Below are 12,214 nucleotides of genomic sequence, written 5' to 3'. Positions count from 1 at the left end.
TTTTCAGGTATCATCGCGCCCTCTCGCTGGCTGGCCGACGTAAACGGCTATGCTGTAACCTGTTCGACCCTATTACCGACTGAGTGACTAAAATGACGCAAACACGCGCGCAGCAGGCGCTGGTTACGCTTTCTGGCATCAGTAAAGCTTTCGACGGCAAGTCGATTATCAGCGACTTCAACCTGACCATCGACCACGGCGAATTCATCACCCTGCTCGGTCCGTCGGGCTGCGGCAAAACCACTATTCTGCGGCTGATCGCCGGGCTGGAAGAGGTCGACAGCGGCCGCGTGATGCTGGATGACAGCGATATCACCGATACGCCCGCCGAGCATCGCCACGTCAACACCGTCTTTCAGAGCTATGCGCTCTTCCCGCACATGTCGGTCTTTGAAAACGTCGCCTTCGGCCTGCGCATGCAGAAAACGCCGAATGCGGAGATCGCCGCGCGCGTCAGCGAAGCGCTGGCGATGGTACAGCTGGAAAGCTTCGCCGATCGCCGTCCGCATCAGCTTTCCGGCGGCCAGCAGCAGCGCGTCGCCATCGCGCGCGCGGTGGTGAATCGCCCCAAAGTGCTGCTGCTCGACGAGTCGCTCTCGGCGCTCGACTACAAGCTGCGCAAGCAGATGCAGAACGAGCTGAAGGCGCTGCAGCGCAAGCTCGGCATCACCTTCGTGTTCGTGACGCACGACCAGGAAGAGGCGCTGACCATGTCCGATCGCATCGTGGTGATGCGCGACGGCAAGATCGAGCAGGACGGCACGCCGCGCGAAATCTACGAAGAGCCGAAGAATCTGTTCGTGGCGCGCTTTATCGGCGAGATCAACGTGTTTGACGCCGACGTCCTCGACGCCAGCGCCGCGCCGCGCGTGCGCGCCCGCGTGGAAGGCCGCGAATGCGATATTCACTGCGCCTTCCCGGTCAGCGTCGGCGATCGCCTGCATGTGCTGCTGCGTCCGGAGGATCTGCGCGTCGACGAGGTGCACAGCGACCAGGCGGTGGAAGGCCTGATCGGCTACGTGCGCGAGCGCAACTACAAAGGCATGACGCTGGAATCGACCGTCGAGCTGGAAAACGGCAAGCTGGTGACCGTCAGCGAATTCTTTAACGAGGACGATCCCGACTTCGATCACTCTCTGAATCAAAAGATGGCGGTGAACTGGGTTCCCAGCTGGGAGGTGGTGCTGCCCTATGAAGCTGATGCGTAACCGTTTCCAGAAAGGCGTCACGGCGCTGATCGTCGGCTGGCTGGCGCTGTTCGTGCTGCTGCCGAACCTGATGATCTTCGTCACCAGCTTTCTGACGCGCGACGACGCGCACTTCGTTCGCATGGCGTTTACCCTCAGCAACTATACGCGGCTGCTCGATCCGCTCTATGCCGAGGTGCTGCTCCACTCGCTCAATATGGCGGTTATCGCCACGCTCTGCTGCCTGCTGCTGGGCTATCCCTTTGCATGGTGCCTGACGAAGCTGCCGGCGCGCCTGCGGCCGCTGATGCTGTTCCTGCTGATTGTGCCCTTCTGGACCAATTCCCTGATCCGCATTTACGGGCTGAAAATCTTTCTCAGCACGCGCGGCTGGCTGAACGACTTTCTGCTGTGGCTCGGCGTTATCGAGACGCCGTTTCGCATCATGTATACGCCGCAGGCGGTGGTCCTCGGCCTGATCTACATTCTGCTGCCCTTTATGGTGCTGCCGCTCTACTCCAGCCTGGAAAAGCTGGATCGTACCTGCCTGGAAGCCGCGCGCGACCTCGGCGCCAGCAAAACGCAGACCTTTTTCCGCATTATTCTGCCGCTGACCATGCCGGGCATCGTCGCGGGCTGTTTGCTGGTGCTTATCCCGGCGATGGGGCTGTTCTACGTGGCGGACCTGATGGGCGGCGCGAAAAATCTGCTGATCGGCAACGTCATCAAGAGCCAGTTCCTCAACATCCGCGACTGGCCGTTCGGCGCGGCGACCAGCATCGTGATGACGCTGCTGATGGGGCTAATGCTGCTGTTTTACTGGCGCGCCGCGCGCCTGCTGAATAAAAAGGTGGAGCTGGAATGATCGCACGCCTGCTACGCGGCGGCTTTATGGCCGCGATTTACGCCTGGTTTTATATCCCTATCGCTATTCTGATCGTTAACTCGTTCAACGCCTCGCGCTTCGGCATCAACTGGCAGGGCTTCAGCACTCAGTGGTACAGCCTGCTGGTGAATAACGATAGCCTGATTCAGGCGGCGCAGCATTCGCTGATGATGGGGGTGCTTTCTGCCAGCTGCGCGACGCTGATCGGCTCGCTCACCGCCGTGGCGCTCTACCGCTATCGCTTTCGCGGCAAGCCCTTTGTCAGCGGCATGCTGTTCGTGGTGATGATGTCGCCGGATATCGTGATGGCGATCTCCCTGCTGGTGCTGTTTATGCTGCTCGGCATTTCGCTCGGCTTCTGGTCGCTGCTCTTTTCGCACATTACTTTCTGTCTGCCTTTCGTGGTGATTACCGTCTACTCGCGGCTGAAGGGTTTTGACGTGCGCATGCTGGAAGCGGCGAAGGATCTGGGTGCCAGCGAAACCACGATTCTGCGTAAAATTATTCTGCCGCTGGCGATGCCGGCGGTGGCGGCGGGCTGGCTGCTGAGCTTTACCCTGTCGATGGACGACGTGGTGGTCTCCTCGTTCGTCACCGGGCCGACCTTTGAGATCCTGCCGCTGAAGATCTATTCGATGGTGAAAGTCGGCGTCTCGCCAGAGGTGAATGCGCTGGCGACGATTTTGCTGCTGCTGTCGCTGCTGCTGGTCGGCGTCAGCCAGCTGTTGCTCCGAGATAAAACCAAATAGAGGATTGATGATGAAGAGATGGTCTCACTGGCTGGCGGCTGGGGCGCTGGCGTTGGGCATGCAGGGCGCGCAGGCGGACGACGGCAACACGCTCTACTTCTATAACTGGACTGAATATGTGCCGCCGGGGCTGCTGGAGCAGTTCACCAAAGAGACCGGCATCAAGGTGATTTACTCGACCTACGAGTCCAACGAGAGCATGTACGCCAAGCTGAAGACCTGGAAAGACGGCGCCTACGATCTGGTGGTGCCCTCGACCTACTTCGTGGCGAAGATGCGCAATGAAGGCATGCTGCAGAAGATTGACAAGGCGCAGCTCAGCAACTTTAAAAACCTCGATCCAAACCTGCTGAACAAGCCGTTCGATCCCAATAACGACTATTCGATCCCCTATATCTGGGGCGCAACGGCGATCGGCGTCAATACCGACGCGGTCGACGCGAAGTCGGTGCAGAGCTGGGCCGACCTGTGGAAGCCGGAGTATAAGCAGAGCCTGCTGCTGACCGACGACGCGCGCGAGGTGTTCCAGATGGCGCTGCGCAAGCTGGGTCTCTCCGGCAACACGCGCGATCCAAAAGAGATCAACGCCGCCTATGAAGAGCTGAAGAAGCTGATGCCGAACGTGCTCGCCTTTAACTCCGACAATCCCGGCAACCCCTATATGGAAGGGGAAGTGAATCTCGGCATGATCTGGAACGGTTCCGCTTACGTGGCGCGTCAGGCGGGCACGCCGCTGGAGGTGGTCTGGCCGAAAGAGGGCGGGATTTTCTGGATGGATAACCTGGCCATCCCGGCCAACGCGAAAAACAAGGCGGGCGCGCTGAAGCTGATTAACTTCCTGCTGCGTCCCGACGTGGCGGCGAAGGTGGCGGAAACCATCGGCTACCCGACGCCGAACCTCGCTGCGAAGGCGCTGCTGCCGAAAGCGGTGGCAGGCGATCCGTCGCTCTACCCTTCCGCCGAGGTGATCCAGAATGGCGAATGGCAGAACGATGTTGGCGACGCCAGCGTACAGTATGAGACGCTGTTCCAGAAGCTAAAGGCGGGTCGATAACAAAAAGGCAGGGAGCAGGGATTGTCGCCTGACAGCCACGCCAGAGCTTAACAGCGGGTGACTGGGACCGAAGAGCAAAGCGTCCCGCGACAAGGACAAAAACGCCGGGAGCGTTTTTGAACAACGCAGCGCGTTGGCCCGTTTACGGGCGCCCCTCAAGGATGAGGGGCGTAACCGCGCGGGCCGAGCCGGCAGGGATGCCGCTTTTGCGTCTTTGCGATCGGGCCCAGTCACCCGTAGTGAGCGCCTGTCCCACAGCAGCTTTTTACTGCACTTACTTATACAAACTCCGCAAAAAACCATCCACAAACTGCGGCACTTCCTGGCTCGCCAGCCCATAGTGACGCTCGGCGAACTCATTGCCCACCAGGCTCGGCTCCAGGTTCAGCTCCACGGTATGCGCGCCCTGCAATTTGGCTTCATGCACGAAGCCCGCCGCCGGATAGACATGCCCGGAGGTGCCGATAGCGATAAAAAGATCCGCCTGCTCCAGCGCATGATAAATCTCCTCCATGCCGATGGGCATCTCCCCAAACCACACCACATGCGGGCGCAGCGCCGCAGGAAACTGGCAGCAGGTGCAGCGATCGTCGGTGGTGAGATCGCCGCTCCACTCAATCACCTGCCCGCTGCCGGTGCAGCGCGCCTTCAGCAGCTCACCGTGCATATGCAGCACGCGACTGTTGCCTGCGCGCTCGTGCAGATTGTCGATATTCTGCGTGACCAGCAAAAAGTTATCGCCCAGCACCTGCTCCAGCTCGGCCAGCGCCTTGTGCGCGGCGTTGGGCTGGATCTCGCTGGACTGCAGCGCGCGACGGCGCGCGTTATAAAAACGCTGCACCAGCTCAGGATCGCGGCGATAGCCCTCCGGCGTCGCCACATCCTCTACGCGATGCTCTTCCCACAGGCCGTCGGCGGCGCGAAACGTCTGGATGCCCGACTCGGCCGAAATGCCCGCGCCGGTCAAAACCACCACGAACGGCTGCGGATGGGACGCCAGCTCCGCCTGGCGATCGCGCTCGAAAATACGCTGGCGAAAACGCTGGTGCACCTTGCGGCGGGTCTTCTTATAGCGGGCGAGGCGCAAGCGTCGACGCGGTGTGCGCATAAAAACTCCTTATGGGCGGCGTCGGGTCGCCGCCAGAAACCTCAAGTGTAGCGGCCGCGTATGACAGCGCGATGCCGCCGTTTTCGCCGGGTTACTGCCCGCTCAGCACGCGCGCCGGATCGATGCGGCTGGCGCGCCGCGCCGGATACCAGCTCGCCAGCAGGCTCAGCACGATGGCCGTCAGCAGCACGGAGCCGACGTCGAGCCAGTGCAGCTCCGATGGCAGAAAATCGATAAAGTAGATATCCCCCGCCAGCAAATGATGGCCGGTCAGCGATTCCAGCCCGCGCACCAGGGGGGTAAGATTAAGCGCCACCAGCACGCCGATGACCACGCCGCTGACGCTGCCGAGCAGCCCGGCCAGCAGGCCGTACCAGATAAAGATGGCGCGGATCAGCCCATCTTTCGCGCCCAGGGTGCGCAGCACCGCAATATCGCTGCTTTTATCCTTCACCGCCATGACCAGCGTCGAAACGATATTAAAACAGGCTACGCCAATCACCAGCACCATCGCCAGATACATAATGGCGCGGATCATCTGAATATCGCGGTACATATAGCCGAAGGTGCCGATCCAGCTGCGAATATAGACGTAGCCGTGGGTCGCCTCGCCCGCATCGCGCACCAGCTTCACCGCCTGGAAGGGATCCTGCATCTTCAGGGCGATGCCCGTGACACTGTCACCCATATCGAGGTAATTTTGCGCGTCCGCCAGCGGCACCAGCGCCAGACTGTGGTCCAGCATGCCGCTCAGCTGCAGAATGCCGCTCACCTGAAGACGAATGCGCTTCGGCTGCAGCAGCTTCGTGCCGCCGTCATTGTTGGGGATCAGGATAGTAATCCAGCTGCCCTGCTTGACGTTCAGCGTACGGGCGATGCCGCCGCCTAAAATAATCTGCTGTTTGCCGGCGGCGAAGGTTTTCCAGCCGTCGCCCTCAACGAACTGCGGCAGCGCGCTAAGGCGCGGCTCCTGCGCCGGATCGACTCCTTTCACCTGCAACGCCTGCAGCTTTGCGCCGCTCTCGATCAGCCCGGTGAAGTTAACATAGGGCGCGGCAGCGGCGATGCCGGGCACCTGTTCTACGGGCGCAATCAGCGACTGCCAGTTGCGGAACGGCTGATTAACCGCTTCGATCTCGCCGTGCGGCACTACCGCCAGAATGCGGTTGTTCAGCTCGCGCTCGAAGCCGTTCATGGCGCTCAGGCCGATGATCAGCACCGCCACGCCCAGCGCGATGCCGAGGGTGGAAATGATCGAAATCAGCGACACCATGCCGCCGCCGCGGCGGCCGCGGCTAAAACGCAGCCCTAACAGCAGGGATAACGACGAACCCATCAGAGCGCTCCTGCTAAGGTCACCTGCTCGCTTAACTGACCGTCGCGCATCTCCATCTGGCGCGACAGGCGTTTCGCCAGATGCAGATCGTGCGTCACCACCAGAAAGGCGGTGCCCTGACGGACATTCAGCTCGCCCAGCAGCTCAAAAATGGCGTCGGCGTTGCGCGCGTCGAGGTTGCCGGTCGGCTCATCCGCCATCACCAGGCGCGGGCGGTTCACCAGCGCGCGGGCGATAGAGACGCGCTGACGCTCGCCGCCCGACAGCTCTGACGGACGATGATGCGCGCGCTTCTCCAGCCCCACCGCCGCCAGCATTTCGCGCGCGCGCTGCTGCGCCTCCGCCTTGCCGGTTTTGCCGATCAGCAGCGGCATCGCCACGTTCTCCAGCGCGTTGAAGTCGGGCAGCAGATGATGGAACTGGTAGATAAAGCCCAGCTCGCGGTTGCGCAGCGACGCTTTGGCGGAAGAGGACATGGCGTTCAGCGACTGGCCGTCAAACACCACATCGCCGGCGGTCGGCGCGTCCAGGCCGCCCAGCAGATGCAGCAGCGTACTTTTGCCGGAGCCGGAGCTGCCGACAATCGCCACCAGCTCGCCGGGCTGCAGGCTAAAGGTGACGTTGCGCAGCACGTCAGTCTGCACGCTGCCTTCCTGATAGCGTTTGCACAGCTCGCGGCACTGCAACAAAGGGGTGTTACTCATAACGTAAAGCCTCAGCGGGTTGAACGGCGGCGGCGCGCCAGGAGGGATAGAGCGTCGACAGCAGCGCGACGGCCATCGCCGTGACGGCGATGGTCACGACCTGCCAGAAATTGATGTCGACCGGCAGCGCCGCGCCATCTAAAAACAGGCCGATGACCGGCATCAGATTATTGAGCTGGCTGGCCAGCAGCACGCCCAGCAGCGTGCCGAGCAGCGCGCCGATAATCCCGGCGCTGGCGCCCTGCACCATAAAGACCGCGACAATCTGCCGGCGCGTCAGCCCCTGGGTTTGCAGGATCGCCACCTCGCCCTGCTTCTCCATGATCAGCAGGCCGAGCGAGGTAATAATATTAAAGGCGGCGACGGCGACGATCAGGCTCAGCAGCAGGCCCATCATGTTCTTCTCCATGCGCACCGCCTGGAAAAGATCGCCTTTGCGCTCGCGCCAGTCTTTCCACACCAGTCCGGCAGGCAGCGCCTGCTGGCTCAGCGCATCCACCGCCAGCGGTTTATCCAGCCACAGTCGCCAGCCGGTGACGTTGCCTGCCGGATAGCGCATCAGGCGCGAGGCGTCCTGCTGGTTGACCAGAATCTGGTAGCCGTCCACCTCGCTGTTGGCGGCGTAAGTGCCCGCCACGGTGAAGAGACGCTGGCTCGGCACGCGCCCCATCGGGGTAAACTGGCTGACGGACGGCACCATCAGGCGCAGCTCGTCGCCGCGCTTGACGCCAAGCTGCGTCGCCAGCTGTTCGCCGAGGATAACGTTGTACTGGCCCGACTGCAGCACGCTTTGCGGCGTGTTGACCAGATAGGGCGTAAGCGGATCTTTTTCGTCGGGCTGAATGCCGAGCATGACGCCGACCGAGACGTTATGCGCGCTCTGTAACACCACGTCGGCGGTGGTGAGCGGCGCCATGCGGCTGACGCCCGCCAGCTTAAGGCTCTCTGCGGGCTGCTGCTGCGGGTTGATGCTGCCCTTCTCGCTGGTGACCAGCGCCTGCGGCATCAGGCCGAGAATATTGCCCTCCAGCTCGCGCTCAAAGCCGTTCATCACCGACAGCACGGTGACCAGGGCCAGCACGCCGAGCGTGATGCCGATAGTGGAGAGCCAGGAAACGAAGCGACCAAAGCGATCCGATGCTCGCCCGCGCATATAGCGCAGGCCGATAAATAGCGCGACAGGTTGATACATGTATTCCGTCTTGGCAGTTGCCTGAAAGTAGACCAGTGATGATAAAGGAGGCGTTCGGTTTATGAAACCTCTAACCCTCTGAGTACGCGGCAAAGTGTGGCCGATTTTCGTCAAAAAGAAATCCCGGCGCGCCCGTCTGTACGTTTAATCGCCTGCCGCCCGGTTAGGCTACACTATAAGATGGAGTCAGCAACGTGCTCCTGAGGCGCTGGAGGAAACACCATGTTCAAATATCCCAAAGGCAGCATTGTGAAACACAAATCGGGAGAGATAAAAGGCGAGATTGTTAACGTTTTTGAACAGGGAGACGCGCCCACCGGCTACTACGTCAAGTGGGACGACGGCAACCACAGCTACCATCTGGAAATGGAGTTGAGCTGGGCGAACGTCGATCGTCCGCGCATGCACTATGCCCAACCATCCGCTAAATAACTCGGCCACCGCGCAAAGGAAAAACCGTCGCAGCAGGTGATCGCCAGGGCGTAATGTGGAATCATGACGCCCTGGAAAAAATGGAGAGAACCACAAGATCCCATGTCCGAACAGACCCGCTATGCCCTGCCCGTAAAACCCGGCGATCGTCGCCAGCTCGGTCAGCTGATCGGCGCCGCGCACGCGGTGGAGTGCGCCAGCATTACCGAGCGCCACGCCGGTCCGGTGCTGATGATTACCCCCGATATGCAAACCGCGCTGCGCCTGCTGGACGAGATCCGCCAGTTCACCGATCTCCCCGTCAGCCATCTCGCCGACTGGGAAACGCTGCCCTACGACAGCTTCTCGCCTCATCAGGACATTATTTCGGCGCGTCTGTCGACGCTTTACCAGCTGCCGACCATGACGCGCGGCATGCTGATTATGCCGGTGAACACCCTGATGCAGCGCGTCTGTCCGCACCCTTTTTTACACGGCCACGCGCTGGTGATGAAACAGGGACAGAAGCTGTCGCGCGATCGCCTGCGCGACCAGCTGGAACAGGCGGGCTATCGCCACGTCGACCAGGTGATGGAGCATGGTGAATACGCTACGCGCGGCGCGCTGCTCGATCTCTTTCCAATGGGCAGCGAGCAGCCCTACCGCATCGACTTTTTCGACGACGAGATCGACAGCCTGCGGCTGTTCGACGTCGACAGCCAGCGCACGCTGGAAGCGGTGCCGGCGATTAATCTGCTGCCGGCTCACGAGTTCCCTACCGACAAAGCGGCGATCGAGCTGTTCCGCACTCGCTGGCGCGAGCTGTTCGACGTGCGCCGCGAGCCGGAGCATATCTATCAGCAGGTGAGCAAAGGGACCCTGCCCGCCGGCATTGAATACTGGCAGCCGCTCTTCTTCGAGCAGGAGCTGCCGACGCTGTTCAGCTATCTGCCCGACAATACGCTGGTGGTGAACTGCGGCGATCTTAACGGCAGCGCGGAGCGCTTCTGGCAGGACGTAGAGGCGCGCTATGAAAACCGCCGCGTCGATCCCATGCGGCCGCTGCTGACGCCGACCGCGCTCTGGCTGCGGCCGGATGCGCTGCTGGGCGAGCTGAACCGCTGGCCGCGCATGCAGATGACCAACGAGGCGCTGCCTGAGAAAGCGGGCAACACCAGTCTCGGCTACCAGCCGCTGCCCGATATCGCCGTGCAGGCGCAGGCCAAAGCGCCGCTCGATCCGCTCCGCCAGTTCCTCGACGACTTCAGCGGTCAGGTGACCTTCTCGGTCGAGAGCGAAGGCCGCCGCGAAAGCCTGCAGGAGCTGCTGGCGCGCATTAAGCTGCGTCCGCAGACGGTAAGGCGCTTCGATGAGACGAACGGCGAGCGCTATACCCTGATGATCGGCGCCAGCGAGCGCGGCTTTATCGATACGCAGCGCGACCGCGCCCTGATCTGCGAAAGCGATCTGCTGGGCGAACGCGTCAGCCGCCGCCGCCAGGATACGCGCCGCACCATCAACCCCGATATTCTGATCCGCAACCTGGCCGAGCTGACGCCCGGACAGCCGGTGGTGCATCTGGAGCACGGTGTCGGACGCTATATCGGCCTGACCACGCTGGAAGCGGGCGGCATCATGGCGGAGTATCTGATGCTCTCTTACGCTAACGACGCCAAACTCTACGTGCCGGTCTCCTCGCTGCATCTCATCAGCCGCTACGCCGGCGGCGCGGATGAAAACGCCCCGCTGCACAAGCTGGGCAGCGACGCCTGGACGCGCGCGCGGCAGAAAGCGGCGGAGAAAGTGCGCGACGTCGCCGCCGAACTGCTGGATATCTACGCCCAGCGCGCGGCGAAAGCGGGCTACGCCTTTAAGCACGATCGCGAGCAGTATCAGCTTTTCTGCGAGAGCTTCCCGTTTGAAACCACGCCGGATCAGGCGCAGGCGATCAACGCGGTGCTGAGCGACATGTGCCAGCCGCTGGCAATGGATCGTCTGGTGTGTGGCGACGTCGGCTTCGGCAAAACCGAAGTGGCGATGCGCGCCGCTTTCCTGGCGGTAGAGAACCATAAACAGGTGGCGGTGCTGGTGCCGACCACGCTGCTGGCGCAGCAGCACTACGACAACTTCCGCGACCGCTTCGCCAACTGGCCGGTGCGCATCGAAATGCTGTCGCGCTTCCGCAGCGCCAAAGAGCAGACGCAGGTGCTGCAGGCAGCGAGCGAAGGCAAGATCGATATCCTGATCGGCACCCACAAGCTGCTGATGAGCGATCTGAAGTGGCACGACTTAGGGCTGCTGATCGTCGATGAAGAGCACCGCTTCGGCGTGCGCCATAAAGAGCGCATCAAGGCGATGCGCGCCGACGTCGATATTCTGACGCTCACCGCGACGCCGATCCCGCGCACCCTGAACATGGCGATGAGCGGCATGCGCGACCTGTCAATTATCGCCACACCGCCGGCGCGCCGCCTGGCGGTGAAGACTTTCGTGCGCGAGTACGACGCGCTGGTGGTGCGCGAGGCGATCCTGCGCGAAGTGCTGCGCGGCGGTCAGGTTTACTACCTCTATAACGACGTCGAGAATATCGAAAAGGCGGCGCAGCGACTGACGGAACTGGTGCCGGAGGCGCGTGTCGCCATCGGCCACGGCCAGATGCGCGAGCGCGACCTTGAGCGGGTGATGAACGACTTCCACCATCAGCGTTTCAACGTGCTGGTCTGCACCACCATTATTGAGACCGGCATCGATATTCCGACCGCCAACACCATCATCATCGAGCGCGCCGACCACTTCGGCCTGGCGCAGCTGCATCAGCTGCGCGGCCGCGTCGGGCGGTCGCACCATCAGGCCTACGCCTGGCTGCTAACGCCGCATCCCAAGGCGATGACCAGCGACGCGCAGAAGCGCCTGGAGGCGATCGCCTCACTGGAGGATCTCGGCGCGGGCTTCGCGCTGGCCACGCACGATCTAGAGATCCGCGGTGCGGGCGAGCTGCTGGGCGAAGAGCAGAGCGGCCAGATGGAAACGCTGGGCTTTTCGCTCTATATGGAGCTGCTGGAGAATGCGGTAGAGGCGCTGAAGGCGGGGCGCGAGCCGTCGCTGGAGGATCTCACCAGCAATCAGACCGAAATCGAGCTGCGCATGCCCGCGCTGCTGCCGGAGGAGTTTATCCCCGACGTTAATACCCGATTGTCGCTCTACAAGCGCATCGCCAGCGCCGACAGCGAAGAGGAGCTGCAGGAGCTGAAGGTGGAGATGATCGACCGCTTCGGCGTGCTGCCGGACGCGGCGCGCAATCTGCTGGATATCGCCACGCTGCGGCTGGTGGCGCGCACCCTCGGCATTCGCAAGATAGAGGTCAGCGACAAAGGCGGCTTCTTCGACTTTGCGCCGCAGAACAGCGTCGATCCCGGCTGGTTGATTAGCCTGTTACAGAAAGATCCGCAGCAGTGGAAGCTCGATGGCCCGACCCGACTGCGCTTTACGCGCGATCTGGCCGAGCGCAAGTTGCGTATGGAGTGGGTGCAGAACTTTATGGCGCAGCTGCGAGAAAACCGCATTTAACGATGCGACAACGTCTCCCG

At 61.9% G+C, this 12,214-nt stretch carries 10 protein-coding genes; 6 read left to right on the top strand and 4 right to left on the bottom strand.

The window, feature by feature from the left end; genetic code table 11:
* The first annotated feature begins 92 nt into the window (after positions 1–92).
* The 4 genes from potA to potD are packed head-to-tail and all read left to right on the top strand — an operon-like array spanning position 93 to position 3,876.
* Entirely contained in the window at positions 93–1,208 is a 1,116-nt protein-coding gene (gene potA / locus HA46_RS00345) for a spermidine/putrescine ABC transporter ATP-binding protein PotA (RefSeq protein ID WP_033789596.1), read from the top strand.
* A complete protein-coding gene (potB, locus tag HA46_RS00340; protein ID WP_033789594.1) occupies positions 1,192–2,052 on the top strand; it encodes a spermidine/putrescine ABC transporter permease PotB in 861 nt (286 codons plus the stop codon). Before potA ends, potB begins: the two co-directional genes overlap by 17 nt.
* Positions 2,049–2,822, top strand: a complete 774-nt coding sequence (gene potC, locus HA46_RS00335; protein ID WP_033789592.1) for a spermidine/putrescine ABC transporter permease PotC — start codon at positions 2,049–2,051, stop codon at positions 2,820–2,822. Before potB ends, potC begins: the two co-directional genes overlap by 4 nt.
* A gap of 10 nt (positions 2,823–2,832) precedes the next feature.
* The gene (gene potD / locus HA46_RS00330; protein ID WP_084881852.1) at positions 2,833–3,876 is read left to right on the top strand and encodes a spermidine/putrescine ABC transporter substrate-binding protein PotD; all 1,044 of its coding nucleotides are present in this window, start codon (positions 2,833–2,835) and stop codon (positions 3,874–3,876) included.
* Between the two features lie 274 nt (positions 3,877–4,150).
* Here the strand turns inward: potD and cobB are convergent, their stop codons facing one another.
* The 4 genes from cobB to lolC all read right to left on the bottom strand — a co-directional run bounded on the left by cobB (position 4,151) and on the right by lolC (position 8,216).
* Positions 4,151–4,984: a Sir2 family NAD+-dependent deacetylase gene (cobB, locus tag HA46_RS00325; protein ID WP_033789588.1), complete on the bottom strand. Its 834-nt coding sequence runs from the start codon at positions 4,982–4,984 to the stop codon at positions 4,151–4,153.
* Positions 4,985–5,075: 91 nt separating this feature from the next.
* Positions 5,076–6,320: a lipoprotein-releasing ABC transporter permease subunit LolE gene (gene lolE, locus HA46_RS00320; RefSeq protein ID WP_033789586.1), complete on the bottom strand. Its 1,245-nt coding sequence runs from the start codon at positions 6,318–6,320 to the stop codon at positions 5,076–5,078.
* Positions 6,320–7,024, bottom strand: a complete 705-nt coding sequence (gene lolD, locus HA46_RS00315; protein ID WP_033789585.1) for a lipoprotein-releasing ABC transporter ATP-binding protein LolD — start codon at positions 7,022–7,024, stop codon at positions 6,320–6,322. Before lolD ends, lolE begins: the two co-directional genes overlap by 1 nt.
* Positions 7,017–8,216, bottom strand: coding sequence for a lipoprotein-releasing ABC transporter permease subunit LolC (gene lolC / locus HA46_RS00310; RefSeq protein ID WP_033789583.1), 1,200 nt, complete (start codon positions 8,214–8,216; stop codon positions 7,017–7,019). The genes lolD and lolC overlap by 8 nt, the downstream gene beginning before the upstream one ends.
* A 222-nt stretch (positions 8,217–8,438) precedes the next feature.
* Between lolC and HA46_RS00305 the strand changes: the two genes are divergently transcribed.
* Together HA46_RS00305 and mfd are read left to right on the top strand one after the other, a co-directional pair.
* The gene (locus tag HA46_RS00305; protein ID WP_084881851.1) at positions 8,439–8,648 is read left to right on the top strand and encodes a hypothetical protein; all 210 of its coding nucleotides are present in this window, start codon (positions 8,439–8,441) and stop codon (positions 8,646–8,648) included.
* Positions 8,649–8,750: 102 nt separating this feature from the next.
* On the top strand, positions 8,751–12,194 hold the full coding sequence (gene mfd, locus HA46_RS00300) for a transcription-repair coupling factor (RefSeq protein ID WP_084881850.1): 3,444 nt from the start codon (positions 8,751–8,753) through the stop codon (positions 12,192–12,194).
* Positions 12,195–12,214 lie beyond the last annotated feature (20 nt).

Origin of the sequence: Pantoea septica, from assembly GCF_002095575.1 — a bacterium.
GTDB lineage: Bacteria > Pseudomonadota > Gammaproteobacteria > Enterobacterales > Enterobacteriaceae > Pantoea > Pantoea septica.
Note: the sequence above shows the minus strand (reverse complement) of the source record. Positions and strands in the feature narration are given on the sequence as shown.